Here is a 23,627-nt window from a genome sequence, read left to right on the forward strand (position 1 = left end):
ATGATGTCTTCTGTTTCTACATCGGGTTCTGGCGCACCTAAGTCGTCATTCAGCTTCGGGCGTATCTGGGATCAGTACGGCATGCTGGTGGTGTTTGCGGTGCTTTTTATCGCCTGTGCCATTTTTGTCCCAAATTTTGCCACCTTCATTAATATGAAAGGGTTGGGCCTGGCAATTTCCATGTCGGGGATGGTGGCTTGTGGCATGTTGTTCTGCCTTGCTTCCGGTGACTTTGACCTTTCTGTCGCCTCCGTAATTGCCTGTGCGGGTGTCACCACGGCGGTGGTTATTAATCTGACTGAAAGCCTGTGGATTGGCGTGGCAGCGGGGTTGCTGCTGGGCATTCTCTGTGGTCTGGTCAATGGCTTTGTTATCGCCAAACTCAAAATAAATGCCCTGATCACGACACTGGCAACGATGCAGATTGTTCGAGGTCTGGCGTACATCATTTCAGACGGTAAAGCGGTCGGTATCGAAGATGAAAGCTTCTTTGCCCTTGGTTACGCCAACTGGTTCGGTCTGCCTGCGCCAATCTGGCTCACCGTCGCGTGTTTGATCATCTTTGGCTTGCTGCTGAATAAAACCACCTTTGGTCGTAATACCCTGGCGATTGGCGGGAACGAAGAGGCTGCGCGTCTGGCGGGTGTACCGGTTGTTCGCACCAAAATTATTATCTTTGTTCTCTCTGGCCTGGTATCAGCGATAGCCGGAATTATTCTGGCTTCACGTATGACCAGTGGGCAGCCAATGACGTCGATTGGTTATGAGCTGATTGTGATCTCCGCCTGCGTTTTAGGTGGCGTTTCTCTGAAAGGCGGCATCGGAAAAATCTCATATGTGGTGGCGGGTATCTTAATTTTAGGCACCGTGGAGAACGCCATGAACCTGCTTAATATTTCTCCTTTCGCGCAGTACGTGGTTCGCGGCTTAATCCTGCTGGCAGCGGTGATCTTCGACCGTTACAAGCAAAAAGCGAAACGCACTGTCTGATGCTTTTTTCTGCAACAATTTAGCGCTTTTTTCCTCCACAGCCAGCCGCCACAACGGTTGGCTGTTCTTCGTTACAAATGGCGACCCCCGTCACACTGTCTATACTTACATGTCTGTAAAGCGCGTTCTGCGCAACACAATAAGAAAAGAGAAGGAGGAGAACCGGGTGACAGAACCGTTAACCGAAACCCCTGAACTATCCGCGAAATATGCCTGGTTTTTTGATCTCGATGGAACGCTGGCGGAAATCAAACCGCATCCCGATCAGGTCGTCGTGCCTGACACTATTCTGCAAGGACTTCAGCTACTGGCAACCGCAAGTGATGGTGCATTGGCATTGATTTCAGGGCGCTCAATGGTGGAGCTTGACGCACTGGCAAAACCTTATCGCTTCCCATTAGCGGGCGTGCATGGGGCGGAGCGCCGTGACATCAATGGTAAAACGCATATCGTTCATCTGCCGGATGCGATTGCGCGTGATATTAGCGTGCAACTGCATACGGTCATCGCCCAGTATCCCGGCGCGGAGCTGGAGGCGAAAGGGATGGCTTTTGCGCTGCATTATCGCCAGGCTCCGCAGCATGAAGACGCATTAATGACATTAGCGCAACGTATTACTCAGATCTGGCCACAAATGGCGTTACAGCAGGGAAAGTGTGTTGTCGAGATCAAACCGAAAGGTACCAGTAAAGGTGAGGCGATTACTGCCTTTATGCAGGAAGCTCCCTTTATCGGGCGAACGCCCGTATTTCTGGGCGATGATCTAACCGATGAATCTGGCTTCGCAGTCGTTAACCGGCTGGGCGGAATGTCAGTAAAAATTGGCACAGGTGCAACTCAGGCATCATGGCGACTGGCGGGCGTGCCGGATGTCTGGAGCTGGCTTGAAATGATAACCACCGCATTACAACAAAAAAGAGAAAATAACAGGAGTGATGACTATGAGTCGTTTAGTCGTAGTATCTAACCGGATTGCACCACCAGACGAGCACGCCGCCAGTGCCGGTGGCCTTGCCGTTGGCATACTGGGGGCACTGAAAGCCGCAGGTGGACTGTGGTTTGGCTGGAGCGGTGAAACAGGGAATGAGGATCAGCCGCTAAAAAAGGTGAAAAAGGGTAACATTACGTGGGCCTCTTTTAACCTCAGCGAACAGGACCTTGACGAATACTACAACAAATTCTCCAATGCCGTTCTCTGGCCCGCTTTTCATTATCGGCTCGATCTGGTGCAATTTCAGCGTCCTGCCTGGGATGGCTATCTACGCGTAAATGCGTTGCTGGCAGATAAATTACTGCCGCTGTTGCAAGACGATGACATTATCTGGATCCACGATTATCACCTGTTGCCCTTTGCGCATGAATTACGCAAACGGGGAGTGAATAATCGCATTGGTTTCTTTCTGCATATTCCTTTCCCGACGCCGGAAATCTTCAACGCGCTGCCGACATATGACACCTTGCTTGAACAGCTTTGTGATTATGATTTGCTGGGTTTCCAGACGGAGAACGATCGTCTGGCGTTCCTGGATTGCCTTTCTAACCTGACCCGCGTCACGACACGTAGCGCAAAAAGCCATACGGCCTGCGGCAAAGCGTTTCGAACGGAAGTTTACCCGATCGGCATTGAGCCGAAAGAAATAGCGAAACAGGCTGCCGGTCCACTGCCGCCAAAACTGGCGCAACTCAAAGCAGAACTGAAAAACGTACAAAATATCTTTTCTGTCGAACGACTGGATTATTCCAAAGGTTTGCCGGAGCGTTTTCTCGCCTATGAAGCGTTACTGGAAAAATATCCGCAACATCACGGTAAAATTCGTTATACCCAGATCGCGCCAACGTCTCGTGGTGATGTGCAAGCCTATCAGGATATTCGTCATCAGCTCGAAAATGAAGCCGGACGAATTAATGGTAAATATGGGCAATTAGGCTGGACGCCGCTTTATTATTTGAATCAGCATTTTGACCGTAAATTACTGATGAAAATATTCCGCTACTCTGACGTGGGCTTAGTGACGCCACTGCGTGACGGGATGAACCTGGTGGCAAAAGAGTATGTTGCCGCTCAGGACCCAGCCAACCCGGGCGTTCTTGTTCTTTCGCAATTTGCGGGAGCGGCAAACGAGTTAACGTCGGCGTTAATTGTTAATCCCTACGATCGTGACGAAGTTGCAGCTGCGCTGGATCGTGCATTGACTATGTCGCTGGCGGAACGTATTTCCCGTCATGCAGAAATGCTGGACGTTATCGTGAAAAACGATATTAACCACTGGCAGGAGTGCTTCATTAGCGACCTAAAGCAGATAGTTCCGCGAAGCGCGGAAAGCCAGCAGCGCGATAAAGTTGCTACCTTTCCTAAGCTTGCGTAGGTGCGGTTAACCTCCCGTAAGTGGAACTAACAGCACATCGACCTCACTTGAGGTAATCACTCTTTTCGCCGAGCAGGATGCTCGCGAAAAGAAACTGTGATTGTGATTACCGCAAATCACCAAATCGAAATGATGTTTGCGACAAACTTCCAGAATATGTTCGCTTAACTCACCGTAGGCAATAAACGTCTTGTCAACGGGATACCCCGCATCCTGAATTAACTTATCAAGAAAGCTTTGCGTTTCTTCCTGCATCACGTTGCGTAAATCTTCAAGCATCGGCGCAGCTAATTGATTGTACATTTCCGGGTCGGAAGCGAGAGTAATTAAACTGATGTGTCCCTTTACTGGCCTGGCGATAGATACCGCTTTTGCCAGCAGTTGCTGACTTTCCGGTGTAACCGCAACGGCGACAAGAATATTGCTATAGCTCATAACCTGTTCCTTATTCTGTGAACTTCAGGTGACATTAAAGCTTTACTCCTAATGGAGAAACGACGCAATCCCAACTCAGTTAAACAGGTAAATATTAGTCTGGTCATTAGTAAATACAATTAATCAATTGCTCTTGGTTATCATATGATTTCAACTGTATTTATAAGAAAATAATGTACTGATTTCCCATATTGAACAAGTGGTTAATATATGTAAAGCATTTTATTAACATTAGGTTGATTGTTGCCTTTCTTTGTAGTTAATTAGTTTGTTGTGCGGTAAGTGTTTGTTTAAAAATGGCTTACCTGGTATTGCATTAAAGCGATTATTTATAGCAGATGATTATTTACGGTGAGTTATTTTAACTGTACGCAACATCCCATTTCGATTATTCCTGTTTCATTTTTGCTTGCCAGTGTAGCGAAAAATTTTTTAACAGATTGAAATACACCCAAAACAAAAGTATGACTTATACATTTATGTTAAGTAATTGAGCGTTTTGTGTGATCTGCATCACACATTATTGAAAATCGCAGCCCCCCTCCGTTGTATGTGCGTGTAGTGACGAGTACAGTTGCGTCGATTTAGGAAAAATCTTAGATAAGTGTAAAGACCCCCTTCTATTTGTAAGGACTTATTAAACCAAAAAGGTGGGTCTGCTTATTGCAGCTTATCGCAACTATTCTAATGCTAATTATTTTTTACCGGGGCTTCCCGGCGACATCACGGGGTGCGGTGAGACCGCATAAAAATAAAGTTGGTTATTCTGGGTGGGAATAATGCATACCTCCGAGTTGCTGAAACACATTTATGACATCAACTTGTCATATTTACTACTTGCACAGCGTCTGATTGTTCAGGACAAAGCGTCCGCTATGTTTCGTCTCGGCATAAATGAAGAAATGGCGACAACGTTAGCGGCACTGACTCTTCCGCAAATGGTTAAGCTGGCAGAAACCAATCAACTGGTTTGTCACTTCCGTTTTGACAGCCACCAGACGATTACTCAGTTGACGCAAGATTCCCGCGTTGACGATCTCCAGCAAATTCATACCGGCATCATGCTCTCAACACGCTTGCTGAATGATGTTAATCAGCCTGAAGAAGCGCTGCGCAAGAAAAGGGCCTGATCATGAGTGAAAAAAGCATTGTTCAGGAAGCGCGGGATATTCAGCTGGCAATGGAATTGATCACCCTGGGCGCTCGTTTGCAGATGCTGGAAAGCGAAACACAGTTAAGTCGCGGACGTCTGATAAAACTCTATAAAGAACTGCGCGGAAGCCCACCGCCGAAAGGCATGCTGCCATTTTCAACCGACTGGTTTATGACCTGGGAACAAAATGTTCATGCTTCGATGTTCTGTAATGCATGGCAGTTTTTACTGAAAACTGGCTTGTGTAATGGCGTCGATGCGGTGATCAAAGCCTACCGTTTATACCTTGAACAGTGCCCGCAAGCAGAAGAAGGACCGCTGCTGGCATTAACCCGTGCCTGGACATTGGTGCGGTTTGTTGAAAGTGGATTACTGCAACTTTCCAGCTGCAACTGCTGCGGCGGCAATTTTATTACCCATGCTCACCAGCCTGTTGGCAGCTTTGCCTGCAGCTTATGTCAGCCGCCATCCCGGGCAGTAAAAAGACGTAAACTTTCCCAGAATCCTGCCGATATTATCCCACAACTGCTGGATGAACAGAGAGTACAGGCTGTTTAACTGATACGGTGTGGCGAAACATTCCAGCAGCGGTAACGACGTACCGCTGCTTTTTTTTGCCCCTATCGCGTGTTAACGCCTGACGACTGAACATCCTGTCATGGTCAACAGTGGAAGGATGATGTCGTGCTTATCTTATTAGGTTACCTGGTTGTTCTCGGTACAGTTTTCGGCGGTTATTTGATGACCGGTGGAAGCCTTGGAGCACTCTATCAACCCGCTGAACTGGTGATTATTGCCGGTGCAGGGATTGGGTCGTTTATCGTCGGCAATAATGGCAAAGCGATTAAAGGCACGCTGAAGGCGCTGCCGTTGCTGTTTCGTCGCTCCAAATACACCAAAGCAATGTATATGGATCTGCTGGCTCTGCTTTATCGGTTGATGGCGAAATCGCGGCAGATGGGGATGTTTTCGCTGGAACGCGATATTGAAAATCCCCGTGAGAGCGAGATCTTCGCCAGCTACCCACGCATCCTTGCGGATAGCGTCATGCTTGAATTTATCGTCGATTATCTGCGCCTGATTATCAGCGGTCACATGAACACCTTCGAAATCGAAGCCCTGATGGATGAAGAAATTGAGACGCACGAAAGCGAGGCAGAAGTCCCGGCGAACAGTCTGGCGCTGGTCGGGGACTCACTTCCGGCTTTTGGTATTGTTGCGGCTGTAATGGGGGTAGTTCACGCGTTAGGTTCAGCCGATCGTCCTGCCGCCGAGCTGGGGGCGCTTATCGCTCATGCGATGGTGGGGACTTTCCTCGGTATTTTATTGGCTTACGGATTTATTTCCCCATTAGCGAGTGTTTTACGTCAGAAAAGCGCCGAAACCAGCAAAATGATGCAGTGCGTCAAAGTCACTCTGCTTTCAAATCTGAACGGTTACGCACCGCCTATCGCCGTTGAGTTTGGTCGCAAAACGCTCTATTCCAGCGAACGTCCGTCGTTTATTGAGCTGGAAGAGCATGTGCGTGCGGTGAAAAATCCGCAACAACAGACGACAACCGAGGAAGCATGAAGAATCAAGCGCATCCGATTATTGTCGTCAAACGACGTAAAGCCAAAAGCCACGGGGCAGCACATGGATCGTGGAAGATTGCTTATGCCGACTTTATGACCGCAATGATGGCCTTTTTTCTGGTGATGTGGCTGATCTCTATCTCCAGTCCAAAAGAGCTGATTCAGATTGCGGAGTACTTCCGGACTCCGCTGGCGACAGCGGTTACGGGCGGCGATCGCATTTCTAATAGTGAAAGCCCAATTCCCGGCGGTGGTGATGATTACACCCAAAGCCAGGGGGAAGTGAATAAGCGGCCGAACATCGAAGAGCTGAAAAAACGCATGGAGCAAAGTCGATTGCGGAAATTGCGTGGCGATCTCGACCAGTTGATTGAGTCCGATCCGAAACTGCGGGCGTTACGTCCACATCTCAAAATCGATCTGGTCCAGGAAGGTCTACGTATTCAGATCATCGATAGCCAGAATCGCCCGATGTTTAGAACTGGCAGTGCCGACGTCGAACCCTATATGCGCGACATTCTGCGCGCCATCGCGCCCGTACTGAACGGTATTCCCAACCGAATTAGCCTCTCGGGTCATACCGATGATTTTCCCTACGCCAGCGGTGAGAAAGGTTACAGCAACTGGGAGCTTTCTGCCGATCGTGCCAATGCATCCCGCCGCGAACTGATGGTTGGCGGGTTGAATGGCGGCAAAGTGTTACGTGTCGTCGGCATGGCGGCAACGATGCGCTTAAGCGATCGCGGACCTGATGATGCCGTCAACCGTCGCATCAGCCTGCTGGTACTGAACAAACAAGCCGAACAGGCCATTTTGCATGAAAACGCCGAAAGCCAGAATGAGCCAGTAAGCGCCCTGGAAAAACCTGAGGTTGCACCACAGGTCAGTGTTCCCACAATGCCATCAGCCGAACCGAGGTGACAGCGTGAGCATGGATATAAGCGATTTTTATCAGACATTTTTTGATGAAGCGGACGAACTGTTGGCTGATATGGAGCAGCATCTGCTGGTTTTGCAGCCGGAAGCGCCAGATGCCGAACAATTGAATGCCATCTTTCGGGCTGCCCACTCGATCAAAGGAGGGGCAGGAACCTTTGGCTTCAGCGTTTTGCAGGAAACCACGCATCTGATGGAAAACCTGCTCGATGAAGCCAGACGAGGTGAGATGCAACTCAACACCGACATTATCAATCTGTTTTTGGAAACGAAGGACATCATGCAAGAACAGCTCGACGCTTATAAACAGTCGCAAGAGCCGGATGCCGCCAGCTTCGATTATATCTGCCAGGCCTTGCGTCAACTGGCATTAGAAGCGAAAGGCGAAACGCCATCCGCAGTGACCCGATTAAGTGTGGTTGCCAAAAGTGAACCACAAGATGAGCAGAGTCGTAGTCAGTCACCGCGACGAATTATCCTTTCGCGCCTGAAGGCCGGCGAAGTCGACCTGCTGGAAGAAGAGCTGGGGCATCTGACAACGTTAACTGACGTGGTGAAAGGGGCTGATTCCCTCTCGGCAATATTACCGGGCGACATCGCCGAAGATGACATCACAGCGGTACTCTGTTTTGTGATTGAAGCCGATCAGATTACCTTTGAAACAGTAGACGTCTCGCCAAAAATATCCACCTCACCAATGCTTAAACTGGCAGCCGAACAAGCGCCAACCGGTCGCGTGGAGCGGGAAAAAACGACGCGCAGCAGTGAATCCACCAGCATCCGTGTAGCGGTAGAAAAGGTTGATCAATTAATTAACCTCGTCGGTGAGCTGGTCATCACCCAGTCCATGCTTGCCCAGCGTTCCAGCGAACTGGACCCGGTTAATCATGGTGATTTGATTACCAGCATGGGGCAGTTACAACGTAACGCCCGTGATTTGCAGGAATCAGTGATGTCGATTCGCATGATGCCGATGGAATATGTCTTTAGTCGCTATCCCCGGCTGGTGCGTGATCTGGCGGGAAAACTCGGCAAGCAGGTAGAACTGACGCTGGTGGGCAGTTCTACTGAACTCGACAAGAGCCTGATTGAACGCATTATCGACCCGCTGACCCACCTGGTACGCAATAGCCTCGATCACGGTATTGAACTGCCAGAAAAACGGCTCGCTGCAGGTAAAAACAGCGTCGGAAATTTAATTCTGTCTGCCGAACATCAGGGCGGCAACATTTGCATTGAAGTGACCGACGATGGGGCGGGGCTAAACCGTGAACGAATTCTGGCAAAAGCGGCCTCGCAAGGTCTGACCGTCAGCGAAAACATGAGCGACGACGAAGTTGCAATGCTGATATTTGCACCTGGCTTCTCCACGGCGGAGCAGGTCACCGACGTCTCCGGGCGTGGCGTCGGCATGGACGTCGTTAAACGTAATATCCAGGAGATGGGCGGTCATGTCGAGATCCAGTCGATGCAGGGTACTGGCACTACGATCCGCATTTTACTGCCGCTGACGCTGGCAATTCTTGACGGCATGTCCGTACGCGTTGCGGATGAAGTTTTCATTCTGCCGCTGAATGCTGTCATGGAATCACTGCAACCCCGTGAAGCCGATCTGCATCCACTGGCTGGCGGCGAGCGGGTGCTGGAAGTGCGGGGTGAATATCTGCCTATCGTCGAACTGTGGAAAGTGTTCAACGTCGCGGGCGCGAAAACCGAAGCCACCCAGGGAATTGTGGTGATCTTACAAAGTGGCGGTCGCCGCTACGCCTTGCTAGTGGATCAATTAATTGGTCAACACCAGGTTGTGGTTAAAAACCTTGAAAGTAACTATCGCAAAGTCCCCGGCATTTCTGCTGCGACCATTCTTGGCGACGGCAGCGTGGCACTGATTGTTGATGTCTCCGCCTTGCAGGCGATAAACCGCGAACAACGTATGGCGAACACCGCCGCCTGAATGAGTAAAAAGGTAACAATATGACCGGTATGACGAATGTAACAAAGCTGGCCAGCGAGCCGTCAGGCCAGGAATTTCTGGTATTTACCCTTGGTGATGAAGAGTACGGTATTGATATTCTGAAAGTGCAGGAGATCCGTGGCTACGATCAGGTGACACGGATTGCGAACACGCCAGCGTTTATCAAAGGCGTCACGAATCTGCGCGGCGTTATTGTGCCGATTGTTGACTTACGAATTAAGTTCAGCCAGGTGGATGTGGACTATAACGACAACACGGTAGTTATCGTCCTGAATCTCGGACAGCGGGTGGTCGGCATCGTGGTTGACGGCGTCTCAGACGTGCTTTCATTGACGGCGGAGCAAATTCGTCCGGCACCGGAATTTGCCGTGACGCTTTCAACCGAATATCTCACAGGACTGGGCGCACTGGGCGACCGCATGTTGATTCTGGTGAACATCGAAAAACTGCTGAACAGCGAAGAGATGGCGCTGTTAGATAGCGCGGCGTCAGAAGTGGCGTAATTCTCCCGATGTCCTCAATTGAAATGAACCCGATGATCTGCGCATCGGGTTTTTTATTTCAATTTCGCGGCGGGTGGCATCAGCAATAAAGTTTCCCCCCTCCTTGCCGATAACGAGATCAACTTGTTTTCAGGAAGGTGCCTTATGATTAACCGTATCCGCGTAGTCACGCTGTTGGTAATGGTGCTGGGGGTATTCGCACTGTTACAGCTTATTTCCGGCAGTCTGTTTTTTTCTTCCCTTCACCATAGCCAGAAGAGCTTTGTGGTTTCCAATCAATTACGGGAACAGCAGAGCGAGCTGACGTCAACATGGGATTTAATGCTACAAACGCGCATTAACCTGAGTCGTTCAGCGGTGCGGATGATGATGGATTCATCCAATCAGCAAAGTAATGCCAAAGTTGAATTGCTCGATAGCGCCAGGAAAACATTGGCCCAGGCCGCGACTCATTATAAAAAATTCAAAAGCATGGCACCGTTACCTGAAATGGTCGCTACCAGTCGTAATATTGATGAAAAATATAAAAACTATCACACAGCGTTAACTGAACTGATTGATTATCTTGATTATGGCAATACTGGAGCTTATTTCGCTCAGCCAACCCAGGGAATGCAAAATGCAATGGGAGAAGCGTTTGCTCAGTACGCCCTCAGCAGTGAAAAACTGTATCGCGATATCGTCACTGACAACGCAGATGATTACCGATTTGCCCAGTGGCAACTGGCGGTTATCGCGCTGGTGGTGGTATTGATTCTGCTGGCGGCGTGGTACGGCATTCGCCGTATGTTGCTTACACCGCTGGCAAAAATTATTGCGCATATTCGCGAAATTGCCGGTGGTAACCTGGCGAATACCCTGACCATTGACGGGCGCAGTGAAATGGGCGACCTGGCGCAGAGCGTTTCACATATGCAACGCTCTTTGACTGACACCGTCACTCATGTGCGCGAAGGTTCAGATGCCATCTATGCCGGTACCCGTGAAATTGCGGCGGGCAACACCGATCTTTCCTCCCGTACTGAACAGCAGGCATCCGCGCTGGAAGAAACTGCCGCCAGCATGGAGCAGCTCGCCGCGACAGTGAAGCAAAACGCCGATAACGCCCGCCAGGCCTCGCAACTGGCGCAAAGTGCCTCCGACACCGCCCAGCACGGCGGCAAAGTGGTGGATGGCGTAGTGAAAACGATGCATGAGATCGCCGATAGTTCGAAGAAAATTGCCGACATTATCAGCGTTATCGATGGTATTGCCTTCCAGACTAATATCCTCGCGCTGAATGCCGCTGTTGAAGCCGCGCGAGCGGGTGAACAAGGCCGTGGTTTTGCCGTGGTGGCGGGCGAAGTGCGTAATCTTGCCAGTCGCAGCGCCCAGGCGGCAAAAGAGATCAAAGCCCTCATTGAAGACTCCGTCTCGCGCGTTGATACCGGTTCGGTGCTGGTCGAAAGCGCAGGGGAAACAATGAACAATATCGTCAATGCTGTCACTCGCGTGACTGACATTATGGGCGAGATTGCATCAGCATCGGATGAACAGAGTCGTGGCATCGATCAAGTCGCATTGGCGGTTTCGGAAATGGATCGCGTCACGCAACAGAACGCATCGCTGGTGCAGGAATCAGCTGCCGCCGCAGCTGCGCTGGAAGAACAGGCGAGTCGTTTAACGCAAGCGGTTTCCGCGTTCCGTCTGGCAGCCAGCCCACTCACCAATAAACCGCAAACACCATCCCGTCCTGCCAGTGAGCAACCACCGGCACAGCCACGACTGCGAATTGCTGAACAAGATCCAAACTGGGAAACATTTTGACGAGTATTTACTAAAGCGGTCATTGCCGCCTGATGGGGAGCGTTGATGTTTAATCGTATTCGAATTTCGACCACGCTGTTTTTAATTTTGATTCTCTGCGGGATCTTGCAGATTGGCAGTAACGGCATGTCTTTTGGGCATTTCGCGACGATTTGCAACGACTGAATCAGGCCGACCATCTTTCGTCGCGTGTGGCGGTATTTACCCTTGAAGAACATGAAGTAGCACGACATGAGTCGGCGCAGTTACAAATTGCGCCAGTGGTATCCTGAAGTGATTGAGAAGGCGCTATGACTTCATCTCTGCCCTGTGGGCAAACGTCTTTATTGTTACAGATGACCGAGCGCCTGGCGCTTTCCGACGCGCATTTTCGGCGGATAAGTCAATTGATCTATCAACGCGCCGGGATCGTTCTGGCTGACCATAAACGCGACATGGTTTACAACCGACTGGTTCGTCGTTTGCGTGCGCTGGGACTGGCGGATTTCGGTCATTACCTGAACTTGCTGGAATCTAATCAGCACAGCGGTGAGTGGCAGGCGTTTATCAATTCGCTGACCACGAATCTGACGGCATTTTTCCGTGAGGCACACCATTTTCCTCTGCTCGCGGATCACGCACGTCGCCGTTCTGGCGAGTATCGCGTATGGAGCGCGGCGGCTTCAACCGGCGAAGAGCCGTACAGCATAGCGATGACGCTGGCTGATACATTGGGCACCGCGCCCGGACGCTGGAAAGTGTTTGCCAGCGATATCGACACCGAAGTGCTGGAAAAAGCCAGAAGCGGTATTTATCGCCATGAAGAGTTGAAAAACCTGACGCCGCAGCAACTGCAACGGTATTTCATGCGAGGGACGGGACCGCATGAAGGGCTGGTACGCGTGCGTCAGGAGCTGGCGAACTATGTTGATTTTGCCCCGCTGAATTTGCTGGCGAAACAGTACACCGTGCCGGGGCCGTTTGATGCGATCTTCTGTCGTAACGTCATGATCTACTTCGATCAAACTACCCAGCAGGAGATTTTGCGCCGCTTTGTTTCGCTCCTTAAACCCGACGGATTGCTGTTTGCGGGTCACTCTGAAAACTTTAGCCACCTTGAGCGCCGCTTCACGCTGCGTGGTCAGACGGTGTATGCGCTAAGTAAGGATTAACGATGAGCAAAATCAGGGTGTTATCTGTCGATGATTCGGCACTGATGCGCCAGATCATGACAGAAATCATCAACAGCCATAGCGACATGGAAATGGTGGCGACCGCCCCTGATCCGCTGGTTGCGCGTGATTTGATTAAGAAATTCAATCCCGATGTATTGACGCTGGATGTTGAAATGCCGCGGATGGACGGACTGGATTTCCTCGAAAAATTAATGCGTTTGCGTCCAATGCCCGTTGTGATGGTTTCTTCCCTGACCGGCAAAGGGTCAGAAGTCACGCTGCGCGCGCTGGAGTTGGGGGCGATAGATTTTGTCACCAAACCGCAACTGGGTATTCGCGAAGGAATGCTGGCGTATAGCGAAATGATTGCTGAAAAGGTGCGTACGGCAGCAAAGGCGAGCCTTGCAGCACATAAGCCATTGTCGGCACCGACAACGCTGAAGGCGGGGCCGTTGTTGAGTTCTGAAAAACTGATTGCGATTGGTGCTTCAACGGGGGGAACTGAGGCAATTCGTCACGTACTGCAACCGTTGCCGCTTTCCAGTCCGGCACTGTTAATTACCCAGCATATGCCGCCCGGTTTCACCCGCTCTTTTGCCGACAGACTTAATAAGCTTTGCCAGATCGGGGTTAAAGAAGCCGAAGATGGAGAGCGCGTCTTGCCGGGACATGCCTATATCGCGCCGGGCGATCGGCATATGGAGCTGGCGCGTAGTGGCGCAAATTATCAAATCAAAATTCACGATGGCCCGGCGGTTAATCGCCATCGGCCATCGGTAGATGTGTTGTTCCATTCTGTGGCCAAACAGGCGGGGCGTAATGCGGTTGGGGTAATCCTAACCGGTATGGGCAACGACGGCGCGGCGGGAATGTTGGCGATGCGTCAGGCGGGGGCATGGACCCTTGCGCAAAACGAAGCAAGTTGCGTGGTGTTCGGCATGCCGCGCGAGGCCATCAATATGGGTGGTGTCTGCGAAGTGGTCGATCTTAGCCAGGTAAGTCAGCAAATGCTGGCAAAAATTAGTGCCGGACAGGCGATACGTATTTAAATCAGGAGTGTGAAATGGCGGATAAAGAACTTAAATTTTTGGTTGTGGATGACTTTTCCACCATGCGACGCATAGTGCGTAACCTGCTGAAAGAGCTGGGATTCAATAATGTTGAGGAAGCGGAAGATGGCGTCGACGCTCTCAATAAGTTGCAGGCAGGCGGTTATGGATTTGTTATCTCCGACTGGAACATGCCCAATATGGATGGCCTGGAGTTGCTGAAAACGATTCGTGCGGATGGCGCGATGTCGGCATTGCCAGTGTTAATGGTGACTGCAGAAGCGAAGAAAGAGAACATCATTGCTGCGGCGCAAGCGGGGGCCAGTGGCTATGTGGTGAAGCCATTTACCGCCGCGACGCTGGAGGAAAAACTCAACAAAATCTTTGAGAAACTGGGCATGTGAGGATGCGACTATGATGCAACCATCAATCAAACCTGCTGACGAGCATTCAGCTGGCGATATCATTGCGCGCATCGGCAGCCTGACGCGTATGCTGCGCGACAGTTTGCGGGAACTGGGGCTGGATCAGGCCATTGCCGAAGCAGCGGAAGCCATCCCCGATGCGCGCGATCGTTTGTACTATGTTGTGCAGATGACCGCCCAGGCTGCGGAGCGGGCGCTGAACAGTGTTGAGGCGTCACAACCGCATCAGGATCAAATGGAGAAATCAGCAAAAGCGTTAACCCAACGTTGGGATGACTGGTTTGCCGATCCGATTGACCTTGCCGACGCCCGTGAACTGGTGATCGATACACGGCAATTTCTGGCAGATGTCCCCGCGCATACCAGCTTTACTAACGCGCAACTGCTGGAAATCATGATGGCGCAGGATTTTCAGGATCTCACCGGGCAGGTCATTAAGCGGATGATGGATGTCATTCAGGAGATCGAACGTCAGTTGCTGATGGTGTTGTTGGAAAACATCCCGGAACAGGAGTCGCGTCCAAAACGTGAAAACCAGAGTTTGCTTAATGGACCTCAGGTCGATACCAGCAAAGCCGGTGTGGTAGCCAGTCAGGGTCAGGTGGACGATTTGTTGGATAGTCTTGGATTTTGATTTGTATTGCCTGATGTGACGTGACCACGTCATATCAGGCGATGACGCCGCATCCGACAAACGCATACTATGCTTGATGTGTGGCAGTAAAAGCCCTAAATCCCGCCTGTTTTGCCCCTTACTCAAACCATTGAACGCTTTGCGCTCTGGCATCATTTACGCTTAATACTCTTTCCAGGATTGGCGACGTGTCTGACGAGAGCGACGACAAAACAGAGGCCCCCACACCTCACCGACTAGAAAAAGCGCGGGAAGAGGGGCAAATCCCGCGTTCCCGTGAACTGACTTCACTGCTGATTTTGCTGGTGGGCGTTAGTGTTATCTGGTTTGGCGGTGTGTCGCTGGCCCGTCGATTGTCGGGCATGCTCTCCGCAGGGCTACATTTTGATCACAGTATTATCAATGACCCGAATCTGATCCTCGGGCAGATTATTCTGCTGATCAGAGAAGCCATGCTGGCGCTGCTACCGCTGATTAGCGGCGTGGTGCTGGTGGCGATTATTTCTCCGGTTATGCTGGGGGGGCTGGTATTTAGCGGAAAATCCTTGCAGCCGAAGTTTTCCAAACTCAACCCGCTACCGGGCATTAAACGGACGTTCTCGGCACAGACTGGCGCGGAGTTGCTTAAGGCAATTTTGAAAACCATCCTGGTTGGCAGCGTGACGGGGTTTTTTCTCTGGTATCACTGGCCGCAGATGATGCGCTTAATGGCCGAGTCTCCGATTACCGCCATGGGTAATGCAATGGATCTGGTAGGGCTATGCGCGCTGCTGGTGGTGCTTGGTGTCATTCCAATGGTGGGATTTGACGTCTTTTTCCAAATCTTCAGCCACCTGAAAAAGCTGCGAATGTCACGGCAGGATATTCGTGATGAGTTCAAACAAAGCGAAGGCGACCCCCATGTTAAAGGGCGGATCCGTCAGATGCAGCGAGCGGCCGCACGGCGTCGGATGATGGCCGATGTGCCGAAAGCGGATGTCATTGTCAATAACCCGACCCACTATTCGGTAGCGTTGCAGTATGACGAAAACAAAATGAGCGCACCGAAAGTGGTCGCTAAAGGTGCAGGGCTGGTCGCGCTGCGCATTCGTGAAATTGGCGCTGAAAATAACGTCCCGACGCTTGAAGCGCCGCCGCTGGCGCGTGCGCTGTATCGACATGCGGAGATCGGTCAACAAATCCCGGGTCAACTGTACGCCGCGGTGGCGGAAGTGCTGGCCTGGGTCTGGCAACTGAAACGCTGGCGTCTGGCTGGTGGACAGCGCCCTGTACAACCTACTCATCTTCCGGTGCCGGAAGCCCTGGATTTTATTAACGAGAAACCGACCCATGAGTAATCTGGCCGCGATGCTGCGCCTGCCCGCAAACCTGAAATCGACACAATGGCAGATCCTTGCCGGACCGATTTTGATCCTGTTGATCTTGTCGATGATGGTGCTGCCACTGCCCGCATTCATACTCGACCTGCTGTTTACCTTCAATATTGCCTTGTCGATTATGGTGTTGCTGGTGGCGATGTTTACCCAGCGCACGCTCGAGTTTGCTGCGTTTCCGACCATTCTGTTGTTTACCACGCTGTTGCGTCTGGCACTTAACGTGGCTTCAACCCGTATCATTTTGATGGAAGGGCATACCGGCGCGGCGGCGGCTGGAAAGGTGGTCGAAGCGTTCGGTCACTTCCTCGTCGGTGGCAATTTCGCTATCGGTATCGTGGTGTTCGTCATTCTCGTGATCATCAACTTTATGGTTATCACCAAAGGTGCCGGGCGTATTGCGGAAGTGGGCGCGCGCTTTGTTCTCGATGGTATGCCGGGTAAGCAGATGGCGATTGACGCCGACCTTAACGCCGGATTGATTGGTGAAGATGAAGCGAAAAAACGCCGCTCCGAAGTGACTCAGGAAGCCGATTTTTACGGCTCGATGGACGGGGCAAGTAAGTTTGTTCGCGGCGATGCCATCGCCGGGATCCTCATCATGGTCATTAACGTTGTCGGCGGATTGCTGGTCGGTGTGCTGCAACATGGCATGAGCATGGGGCACGCGGCGGAAAGTTATACGCTATTGACCATTGGCGACGGTCTGGTGGCACAAATTCCGGCGTTGGTGATTTCTACCGCCGCGGGGGTCATCGTTACGCGTGTCAGCACCGATCAGGATGTTGGCGAGCAGATGGTGAATCAGCTTTTCAGTAACCCAAGCGTTATGTTATTAAGCGCCGCCGTGCTCGGTTTACTCGGCCTGGTGCCTGGAATGCCAAACCTGGTATTTTTGCTGTTCACTGCCGGATTGCTGGGGCTGGCCTGGTGGATCCGCGGACGTGAACAAAAAGCGCCTGCCGAACCAAAACCGGTAAAAATGGCAGAGAATAATTCGGTAGTCGAAGCAACGTGGAACGATGTACAACTGGAAGATTCTCTGGGAATGGAAGTGGGGTATCGGTTGATCCCGATGGTTGATTTTCAGCAGGATGGTGAGTTGTTGGGCCGTATACGCAGTATCCGCAAGAAATTTGCCCAGGAGATGGGCTTCCTACCCCCAGTGGTGCACATCCGCGATAACATGGATTTGCAACCAGCCCGCTATCGTATCTTGATGAAAGGTGTCGAAATGGGGAGTGGTGATGCTTATCCGGGGCGCTGGCTGGCAATTAATCCAGGCACTGCCGCCGGAACATTACCTGGTGAAGCGACCGTTGATCCGGCATTTGGCCTGAATGCTATCTGGATTGAAAGTGCGCTTAAAGAACAGGCGCAGATTCAGGGGTACACCGTGGTTGAGGCCAGCACGGTGGTGGCAACGCATCTTAACCACCTCATTAGCCAGCATGCCGCAGAGCTGTTTGGTCGTCAGGAGGCACAACAGCTGCTGGATCGCGTCGCCCAGGAGATGCCAAAGCTGACGGAAGATCTCGTTCCTGGCGTCGTCACGCTTACCACACTGCATAAAGTGCTGCAAAATCTGCTCGATGAAAAAGTGCCGATTCGCGATATGCGCACCATTCTCGAAACGCTGGCGGAACATGCGCCCATCCAAAGCGATCCGCATGAATTAACCGCTGTCGTGCGCGTAGCGTTGGGACGGGCGATTACCCAGCAGTGGTTTCCTGGCAAAGATGAAGTCCATGTTATTGGCCTCGATACACCGCTGGAACGTTTGTTGCTACAGGCGTTGCAAGGCGGTGGTGGACTGGAGCCAGGGCTGGCGGATCGTTTACTGGCGCAAACTCAGGAAGCGCTATCCCGTCAGGAGATGTTGGGTGCGCCGCCGGTATTGTTGGTGAACCACGCGCTACGACCATTATTGTCTCGCTTCCTGCGCCGCAGCTTGCCGCAGTTAGTGGTGCTGTCGAATCTGGAACTATCAGATAACCGACATATCCGTATGACGGCGACGATTGGCGGCAAATAATGAGAGCCTTATTAGCAATATTATTGTTTCCGCTGCTGGTGCAAGCCGCCGGGGAGGGGATGTGGCAGGCGAGTAGCGTGGGCGTTACGCTAAATCATCGCGGTGAATCGATGTCGTCAGCGCCTCTTTCTACGCGACAACCTGCTTCAGGATTGATGACGCTGGTGGCGTGGCGTTATCAGCTTATCGGTCCGACACCTGCAGGACTGCGGGTTCGCTTGTGTTCACAATCTCGTTGTGTCGAATTGGAGGGGCAGAGTGGAACCACCATGGCCTTTTCCGGTATACCGGCGGCAGAACCGTTGCGCTTTATCTGGGAAGTGCCTGGCGGTGGGCGGCTAACTCCGCCGCTAAAGATTCAACGGAATGAAGTGATTGTAAATTATCGTTAATGATAAAAAAGCCGATGTCTGCAATGACATCGGCTGTTGCCGTATAACGCGATTACATACGCTCTACTGTCTCAATACCCAGCGTATCCAGACCCAGCTTCAGCGTCTTCGCCGTCAGTTGTGCCAGTTTCAGACGGCTGTTACGCACTTCTTCGTTTTCTGCGCTGAGGATCGGGCAGTGCTCATAGAAGCCAGAGAACAGACCGGCCAGATCGTACAGGTAAGCACACATCACATGCGGCGTGCCTTCACGGGCAACCACAGTGAGGGTTTCTTCAAACTGCAGCAGGCGAGCTGCCAGTTGCGCTTCACGATCTTCACGGATGATTACCGGAGCTGCAGCCAGTTGCTCTTCGTTAATTTCTGCTTTACGGAACACGGACAATACACGCGTGTAAGCATACTGCATGTATGGCGCGGTATTACCCTCAAACGCCAGCATGTTGTCCCAGTCGAAGATGTAGTCCGTGGTGCGGTTTTTGGAGAGATCCGCATATTTCACCGCACCAATACCAACCGCGTTAGCCAGTTTTTCCAGCTCGTCGGCTGGCATATCCGGGTTCTTTTCTGCCACCAGACGACGTGCACGCTCCAGGGCTTCATCCAGCAGATCGGCCAGTTTCACCGTACCGCCAGCGCGGGTTTTGAACGGTTTACCATCTTTGCCCAGCATCATGCCGAACATGTGGTGTTCCAGCGGTACGGATTCCGGTACATAGCCCGCTTTACGGACGATCGCCCATGCCTGCATCAGGTGTTGATGCTGACGGGAATCGATGTAATACAGCACGCGATCGGCATGCAGTGTTTCATAACGATATTTCGCGCAGGCGATATCAGTGGTGGTGTAGAGATAGCCGCCATCTTTCTTCTGAATGATAACGCCCATCGGTTCGCCTTCCTTGTTTTTGAACTCATCAAGGAATACAACGGTCGCGCCTTCACTTTCTACTGCCAGACCTTTGGCTTTCAGGTCCGCCACGATACCCGGCAGCATTGGGTTGTAGAGACTTTCACCCATGACGTCATCGCGGGTCAACGTCACGTTCAGACGATCGTAGGTGATCTGGTTCTGCGTCATGGTGATGTCGACCAGTTTGCGCCACATCTCGCGGAAATATTCGTCACCGCTTTGCAGTTTTACCACGTAGTTACGTGCACGCTCGGCAAACTCTTCATCCTCGTCGTAATGCTTTTTCGCATCGCGGTAGAAACCTTCAAGGTCAGCCAGCTCCATTTCACCGGCGTTTTCCTGCTGCTGCTTTTCCAGCCATGCAATCAGCATACCGAACTGAGTGCCCCAGTCGCCGACGTGGTTTGCGCGAATCACTTTGTGACCGAGGAACTCCAGAGTACGAACTGCTGCGTCACCAATAATGGTAGAGCGCAGGTGACCGACATGCATCTCTTTCGCCACGTTTGGCGCAGAGTAGTCAACCACAATGGTCTGTTTTTCTGGCGTAGCAACACCGAGACGATCGGACGCCAGCGCCTGCTGAACATGTTCAGCCAGGAATGCCGGATCAAGGAAAATGTTGATAAAGCCTGGACCGGCGATCTCAACTTTGCTGGCGATACCGTTAAGATCCAGATGAGTCAGCACCTGCTCTGCTAATTGTCGCGGTGCCATACCCAGTTTTTTAGCAACTGCCATCATGCCGTTAGCCTGATAGTCGCCGAACTGAACTTTTGCTGACTGACGAACCTGCGGTTCGCAATCCGCAGGCGCGCCTGCCGCAATCATGGCCTGACGGACTTTTTCTGAGAGAAGAGCCTGAATATTCACCGGAATACCTTACATTGATGAAGCGAGCAAAAATTACCCGCACCAGTTAAAGAAATTAGGGCGGGAGTATACTGCAAATGGCTGTTTTCGTCAGCAACGTGCGCGTGGCGTATTGCCGTTTTCACTATTGCATCAGAAGCGGCGTGAAATCAGCGGTTGGTTGGCGCAGGGCAACAGGGTAAATTAACGCTTTTAATGAAAGACGAAGAATGATTATGGCGAACTGGCAATCTATCGACGAGCTGCAGGATATTGCATCGGATTTACCGCGATTTACCCACGCATTAGATGAACTTTCCCGCCGTCTGGGGTTGGATATCACTCCGCTGACTGCCGATCACATTTCTTTGCGTTGCCATCAAAACGTCACCGCTGAACGCTGGCGTCGCGGGTTTGAACAGTGCGGCGAGCTTTTGTCAGAAAATATGATCAATGGCAGACCGATTTGTTTGTTTAAATTGCATGAACCGCTACAGGTTGCGCACTGGCAGTTTTCCATTGTGGAGCTACCGTGGCCCGGGGAAAAACGTTACCCGCACGAAGGTTGGGAACATATTGAAATCGTTCTACCGGGTGATCCAGAAACGCTGAATGCCCGTGCGCTGGCATTGCTTTCTGATGAAGGACTCAGCCTGCCGGGGATCTCAGTTAAAACCAGTTCGCCAAAAGGTGAGCATGAACGATTACCGAATCCGACGCTGGCGGTCACCGATGGTAAAACAACCATTAAGTTTCATCCGTGGTCCATTGAAGAGATCGTTGCCAGCGAGCAGTCGGCGTAACTAAGGAGCAAAAATGGCATTACTGGAAATTTGCTGTTACAGCATGGAATGCGCGCTAACGGCGCAGCAAAACGGCGCTGACAGAGTTGAATTATGCGCAGCTCCAAAAGAGGGGGGCCTAACGCCGTCGTTGGGGGTACTGAAATCCGTGCGCCAGCGGGTGACGATCCCAGTGCATCCGATTATCCGCCCACGCGGTGGTGATTTTTGCTACAGCGACGGTGAGTTTGCCGCCATTCTTGAAGATGTGCGCACAGTCCGCGAATTAGGTTTTCCTGGACTGGTGACGGGCGTTCTCGATGTTGACGGGAATGTCGATATGCCACGAATGGAAAAAATAATGGCTGCTGCCGGTCCGCTGGCAGTGACTTTTCATCGCGCCTTCGATATGTGCGCTAACCCTTTAAATACACTCAATAATCTTACGGAATTGGGCATTGCCCGGGTACTGACATCAGGGCAAAAATCAGACGCACTGCAAGGTTTATCAAAAATTATGGAACTTATTGCCCATCGTGATGCTCCAATCATTATGGCCGGAGCAGGAGTCCGTGCGGAAAACCTGCACCACTTCCTCGATGCCGGAGTGCTGGAAGTCCATAGCTCCGCGGGAGCGTGGCAAGCCTCACCGATGCGTTATCGTAATCAAGGATTGTCCATGTCATCAGATGCACACGCGGACGAGTATTCGCGTTATGTCGTAGACGGGGCGGCGGTTGCTGAAATGAAAGGAATCATTGAACGCCATCAGGCCAAATGATTTTTACCGTTGCATCATGTCGCCCAATATGATGCTTGCTCGTACCAGGCCCCTGCAATTTCAACAGGGGCCTTTTTTTATCCCTGAGTAGTATAAAAAACGAACGATTGCCGTGATCTGTTGAGCGGGTGACAGTGCGCATAGCATTGTGCTAGAAATATTCTATATATTCACATTCATTATGTGATTTAAATTGCCAAAACTGACAAATATATATTCTAAATAACAACTGGGTTATTCCTTAGCAATTAATGATTACATTGTAATAAATCATATTCTTTATCGATTATTTCAGGCAGTGTTGTGCCGAATTAAGCAAGTAGTCAATTCGTTGTATATTTATTTATACAATGGTATCGGTGTCCTGGAATTTAATTAGAGGAATCTATGCGAGGGAAAAAACGCATTGGGTTATTGTTTTTGCTGATAGCGGTTGTGGTTGGTGGCGGCGGGTTATTGCTGGCGCAAAAAGCCTTACATAAAACGTCGGATACTGCATTTTGCCTTTCCTGCCACTCGATGAGTAAACCTTTTGAGGAATATCAGGGAACTGTCCACTTTTCGAACCAAAAAGGTATACGCGCGGAATGTGCCGATTGCCATATTCCAAAGTCAGGGATGGATTATTTATTTGCTAAATTAAAAGCATCTAAAGATATTTATCATGAATTTGTTAGCGGCAAAATAGACAGTGACGATAAGTTCGAAGCTCATCGCCAGGAAATGGCCGAAACAGTATGGAAAGAATTAAAAGCAACTGACTCTGCAACCTGCCGTAGTTGCCATTCTTTTGATGCCATGGATATTTCCTCGCAAAGTGAATCTGCGCAGAAAATGCATAATAAAGCGCAAAAGGACGGCGAAACTTGTATCGATTGCCATAAAGGCATTGCCCATTTCCCGCCAGAAATAAAAATGGATGACAACGCGGCGCATGAGCTGGAAAGTCAGGCCGCTACTTCAGTTACTAATGGCGCACATATTTATCCTTTCAAAACTTCTCGCATAGGCGACCTGGCTACCGTGACTCCTGGTACCGATCTCACCGTCGTTGATGTCAGTGGTAAACAGCCAATTGTTCGGTTGCAGGGTTATCAAATGCAGGGCAGTGAAAACACGCTCTACCTGGCGGCAGGTCAACGGCTGGCGCTCGCCACATTAAGTGAAGAAGGTATCAAGGCGCTAACGGTAAACGGGGAATGGCAGGCTGACGAATACGGCAATCAATGGCGTCAGGCGTCTTTACAGGGTGCGCTAACCGATTCCGCATTAGCGGACCGTAAACCACTATGGCAATACGCTGAAAAACTTGACGATACCTATTGCGCTGGCTGCCATGCCCCTATTGCCGCCGACCATTACACCGTCAATGCATGGCCGTCCATTGCCAAAGGAATGGGTGCGCGAACCAGCATGAGCGAAAACGAACTGGACATTTTGACGCGGTACTTCCAGTACAACGCCAAAGATATTACCGAGAAACAGTGATCCTCGTTGAT

Annotated in this window: 22 protein-coding genes and 1 pseudogene; 21 read left to right on the top strand and 2 right to left on the bottom strand. The window is 51.1% G+C overall.

Annotated features, from left to right (window positions below):
- Positions 1 to 3: 3 nt before the first annotated feature.
- The 3 genes from araH (at position 4) to otsA (ending at position 3,356) form a co-directional block, all read left to right on the top strand.
- Positions 4 to 990 (top strand): arabinose ABC transporter permease AraH, encoded by a 987-nt coding sequence (gene araH, locus ACJHX4_RS19895; RefSeq protein WP_000100203.1) that lies wholly within the window; start codon positions 4 to 6, stop codon positions 988 to 990.
- Positions 991 to 1,156: 166 nt separating this feature from the next.
- A complete protein-coding gene (gene otsB, locus ACJHX4_RS19900; RefSeq protein ID WP_001296149.1) occupies positions 1,157 to 1,957 on the top strand; it encodes a trehalose-phosphatase in 801 nt (266 codons plus the stop codon).
- On the top strand, positions 1,932 to 3,356 hold the full coding sequence (gene otsA, locus ACJHX4_RS19905) for an alpha,alpha-trehalose-phosphate synthase (protein ID WP_001296148.1): 1,425 nt from the start codon (positions 1,932 to 1,934) through the stop codon (positions 3,354 to 3,356). Before otsB ends, otsA begins: the two co-directional genes overlap by 26 nt.
- A 6-nt stretch (positions 3,357 to 3,362) precedes the next feature.
- On the opposite strand, the gene uspC is transcribed toward otsA, so the two are convergent.
- On the bottom strand, positions 3,363 to 3,791 hold the full coding sequence (uspC, locus tag ACJHX4_RS19910) for a universal stress protein UspC (RefSeq protein ID WP_000122413.1): 429 nt from the start codon (positions 3,789 to 3,791) through the stop codon (positions 3,363 to 3,365).
- 779 nt (positions 3,792 to 4,570) lie between these two features.
- On the opposite strand from uspC, the gene flhD reads away from it, so the two are divergent.
- The 15 genes and pseudogenes from flhD to flhe all read left to right on the top strand — a co-directional run bounded on the left by flhD (position 4,571) and on the right by flhe (position 18,800).
- Entirely contained in the window at positions 4,571 to 4,921 is a 351-nt protein-coding gene (gene flhD / locus ACJHX4_RS19915; protein ID WP_001295647.1) for a flagellar transcriptional regulator FlhD, read from the top strand.
- A 2-nt stretch (positions 4,922 to 4,923) separates the two neighbouring features.
- Entirely contained in the window at positions 4,924 to 5,502 is a 579-nt protein-coding gene (flhC, locus tag ACJHX4_RS19920) for a flagellar transcriptional regulator FlhC (protein WP_001291603.1), read from the top strand.
- 126 nt (positions 5,503 to 5,628) lie between these two features.
- The gene (motA, locus tag ACJHX4_RS19925) at positions 5,629 to 6,516 is read left to right on the top strand and encodes a flagellar motor stator protein MotA (RefSeq protein ID WP_000906342.1); all 888 of its coding nucleotides are present in this window, start codon (positions 5,629 to 5,631) and stop codon (positions 6,514 to 6,516) included.
- Complete coding sequence (motB, locus tag ACJHX4_RS19930) at positions 6,513 to 7,439, top strand: flagellar motor protein MotB (RefSeq protein WP_000795641.1); 927 nt, start codon at positions 6,513 to 6,515, stop codon at positions 7,437 to 7,439. Before motA ends, motB begins: the two co-directional genes overlap by 4 nt.
- Positions 7,440 to 7,443: 4 nt before the next feature.
- The gene (gene cheA / locus ACJHX4_RS19935) at positions 7,444 to 9,408 is read left to right on the top strand and encodes a chemotaxis protein CheA (RefSeq protein WP_001531763.1); all 1,965 of its coding nucleotides are present in this window, start codon (positions 7,444 to 7,446) and stop codon (positions 9,406 to 9,408) included.
- Positions 9,409 to 9,428: 20 nt separating this feature from the next.
- A complete protein-coding gene (gene cheW / locus ACJHX4_RS19940) occupies positions 9,429 to 9,932 on the top strand; it encodes a chemotaxis protein CheW (protein WP_000147302.1) in 504 nt (167 codons plus the stop codon).
- A gap of 144 nt (positions 9,933 to 10,076) precedes the next feature.
- On the top strand, positions 10,077 to 11,738 hold the full coding sequence (tar, locus tag ACJHX4_RS19945; protein ID WP_001296146.1) for a methyl-accepting chemotaxis protein II: 1,662 nt from the start codon (positions 10,077 to 10,079) through the stop codon (positions 11,736 to 11,738).
- Between the two features lie 45 nt (positions 11,739 to 11,783).
- Positions 11,784 to 11,935, top strand: a pseudogene (locus ACJHX4_RS19950) (Tar ligand binding domain-containing protein); the annotation flags it as partial.
- A gap of 93 nt (positions 11,936 to 12,028) precedes the next feature.
- Positions 12,029 to 12,889 carry a protein-glutamate O-methyltransferase CheR gene (gene cheR / locus ACJHX4_RS19955; protein ID WP_000204320.1) on the top strand — a complete coding sequence of 287 codons (861 nt, stop codon included), beginning with the start codon at positions 12,029 to 12,031 and terminating at the stop codon, positions 12,887 to 12,889.
- A gap of 2 nt (positions 12,890 to 12,891) precedes the next feature.
- A complete protein-coding gene (gene cheB / locus ACJHX4_RS19960; RefSeq protein ID WP_000036371.1) occupies positions 12,892 to 13,941 on the top strand; it encodes a protein-glutamate methylesterase/protein glutamine deamidase in 1,050 nt (349 codons plus the stop codon).
- A gap of 14 nt (positions 13,942 to 13,955) precedes the next feature.
- Positions 13,956 to 14,345, top strand: a complete 390-nt coding sequence (gene cheY / locus ACJHX4_RS19965) for a chemotaxis response regulator CheY (protein ID WP_000763867.1) — start codon at positions 13,956 to 13,958, stop codon at positions 14,343 to 14,345.
- Positions 14,346 to 14,355: 10 nt separating this feature from the next.
- The gene (gene cheZ / locus ACJHX4_RS19970; protein ID WP_000983600.1) at positions 14,356 to 15,000 is read left to right on the top strand and encodes a protein phosphatase CheZ; all 645 of its coding nucleotides are present in this window, start codon (positions 14,356 to 14,358) and stop codon (positions 14,998 to 15,000) included.
- 188 nt (positions 15,001 to 15,188) lie between these two features.
- On the top strand, positions 15,189 to 16,337 hold the full coding sequence (flhB, locus tag ACJHX4_RS19975; protein ID WP_001278946.1) for a flagellar biosynthesis protein FlhB: 1,149 nt from the start codon (positions 15,189 to 15,191) through the stop codon (positions 16,335 to 16,337).
- Entirely contained in the window at positions 16,330 to 18,408 is a 2,079-nt protein-coding gene (flhA, locus tag ACJHX4_RS19980) for a flagellar biosynthesis protein FlhA (RefSeq protein ID WP_000066973.1), read from the top strand. Before flhB ends, flhA begins: the two co-directional genes overlap by 8 nt.
- Positions 18,408 to 18,800, top strand: coding sequence for a flagellar protein FlhE (gene flhe / locus ACJHX4_RS19985; RefSeq protein WP_001202076.1), 393 nt, complete (start codon positions 18,408 to 18,410; stop codon positions 18,798 to 18,800). Before flhA ends, flhe begins: the two co-directional genes overlap by 1 nt.
- Before the next feature lie 52 nt (positions 18,801 to 18,852).
- Here flhe and argS read toward each other — a convergent pair whose 3' ends face one another.
- Positions 18,853 to 20,586 (bottom strand): arginine--tRNA ligase, encoded by a 1,734-nt coding sequence (gene argS / locus ACJHX4_RS19990; protein ID WP_001025326.1) that lies wholly within the window; start codon positions 20,584 to 20,586, stop codon positions 18,853 to 18,855.
- Positions 20,587 to 20,801: 215 nt separating this feature from the next.
- Between argS and ACJHX4_RS19995 the strand changes: the two genes are divergently transcribed.
- From ACJHX4_RS19995 to ACJHX4_RS20005, 3 genes are all read left to right on the top strand, one after another.
- Positions 20,802 to 21,368: a VOC family protein gene (locus ACJHX4_RS19995; RefSeq protein ID WP_001490174.1), complete on the top strand. Its 567-nt coding sequence runs from the start codon at positions 20,802 to 20,804 to the stop codon at positions 21,366 to 21,368.
- Positions 21,369 to 21,381: 13 nt separating this feature from the next.
- Positions 21,382 to 22,128, top strand: a complete 747-nt coding sequence (gene cutC, locus ACJHX4_RS20000) for a copper homeostasis protein CutC (protein WP_001185734.1) — start codon at positions 21,382 to 21,384, stop codon at positions 22,126 to 22,128.
- A gap of 387 nt (positions 22,129 to 22,515) precedes the next feature.
- Entirely contained in the window at positions 22,516 to 23,616 is a 1,101-nt protein-coding gene (locus tag ACJHX4_RS20005) for a NapC/NirT family cytochrome c (protein WP_001214293.1), read from the top strand.
- The last annotated feature ends 11 nt before the right edge of the window (positions 23,617 to 23,627 follow it).

Origin of the sequence: Escherichia sp. WS2035 (assembly GCF_046487065.1) — a bacterium.
In the GTDB taxonomy this organism is placed as follows: domain Bacteria; phylum Pseudomonadota; class Gammaproteobacteria; order Enterobacterales; family Enterobacteriaceae; genus Escherichia; species Escherichia coli.

Excerpts from the sequence above, each read along its gene's own strand:
- cheR (WP_000204320.1), top strand. The coding sequence starts at position 12,029 with ATGACTTCATCTCTGCCCTGTGGGCAAACGTCTTTATTGTTACAGATG.
- motB (WP_000795641.1), top strand. The coding sequence starts at position 6,513 with ATGAAGAATCAAGCGCATCCGATTATTGTCGTCAAACGACGTAAAGCC.
- otsA (WP_001296148.1), top strand. The coding sequence starts at position 1,932 with ATGAGTCGTTTAGTCGTAGTATCTAACCGGATTGCACCACCAGACGAG.
- ACJHX4_RS20005 (WP_001214293.1), top strand. The coding sequence starts at position 22,516 with ATGCGAGGGAAAAAACGCATTGGGTTATTGTTTTTGCTGATAGCGGTT.
- tar (WP_001296146.1), top strand. The coding sequence starts at position 10,077 with ATGATTAACCGTATCCGCGTAGTCACGCTGTTGGTAATGGTGCTGGGG.
- cheZ (WP_000983600.1), top strand. The coding sequence starts at position 14,356 with ATGATGCAACCATCAATCAAACCTGCTGACGAGCATTCAGCTGGCGAT.
- flhC (WP_001291603.1), top strand. The coding sequence starts at position 4,924 with ATGAGTGAAAAAAGCATTGTTCAGGAAGCGCGGGATATTCAGCTGGCA.
- cheB (WP_000036371.1), top strand. The coding sequence starts at position 12,892 with ATGAGCAAAATCAGGGTGTTATCTGTCGATGATTCGGCACTGATGCGC.
- cheW (WP_000147302.1), top strand. The coding sequence starts at position 9,429 with ATGACCGGTATGACGAATGTAACAAAGCTGGCCAGCGAGCCGTCAGGC.
- flhA (WP_000066973.1), top strand. The coding sequence starts at position 16,330 with ATGAGTAATCTGGCCGCGATGCTGCGCCTGCCCGCAAACCTGAAATCG.
- uspC (WP_000122413.1), bottom strand. The coding sequence starts at position 3,791 with ATGAGCTATAGCAATATTCTTGTCGCCGTTGCGGTTACACCGGAAAGT.
- ACJHX4_RS19995 (WP_001490174.1), top strand. The coding sequence starts at position 20,802 with ATGGCGAACTGGCAATCTATCGACGAGCTGCAGGATATTGCATCGGAT.
- cheY (WP_000763867.1), top strand. The coding sequence starts at position 13,956 with ATGGCGGATAAAGAACTTAAATTTTTGGTTGTGGATGACTTTTCCACC.
- araH (WP_000100203.1), top strand. The coding sequence starts at position 4 with ATGTCTTCTGTTTCTACATCGGGTTCTGGCGCACCTAAGTCGTCATTC.
- flhe (WP_001202076.1), top strand. The coding sequence starts at position 18,408 with ATGAGAGCCTTATTAGCAATATTATTGTTTCCGCTGCTGGTGCAAGCC.
- flhD (WP_001295647.1), top strand. The coding sequence starts at position 4,571 with ATGCATACCTCCGAGTTGCTGAAACACATTTATGACATCAACTTGTCA.
- cutC (WP_001185734.1), top strand. The coding sequence starts at position 21,382 with ATGGCATTACTGGAAATTTGCTGTTACAGCATGGAATGCGCGCTAACG.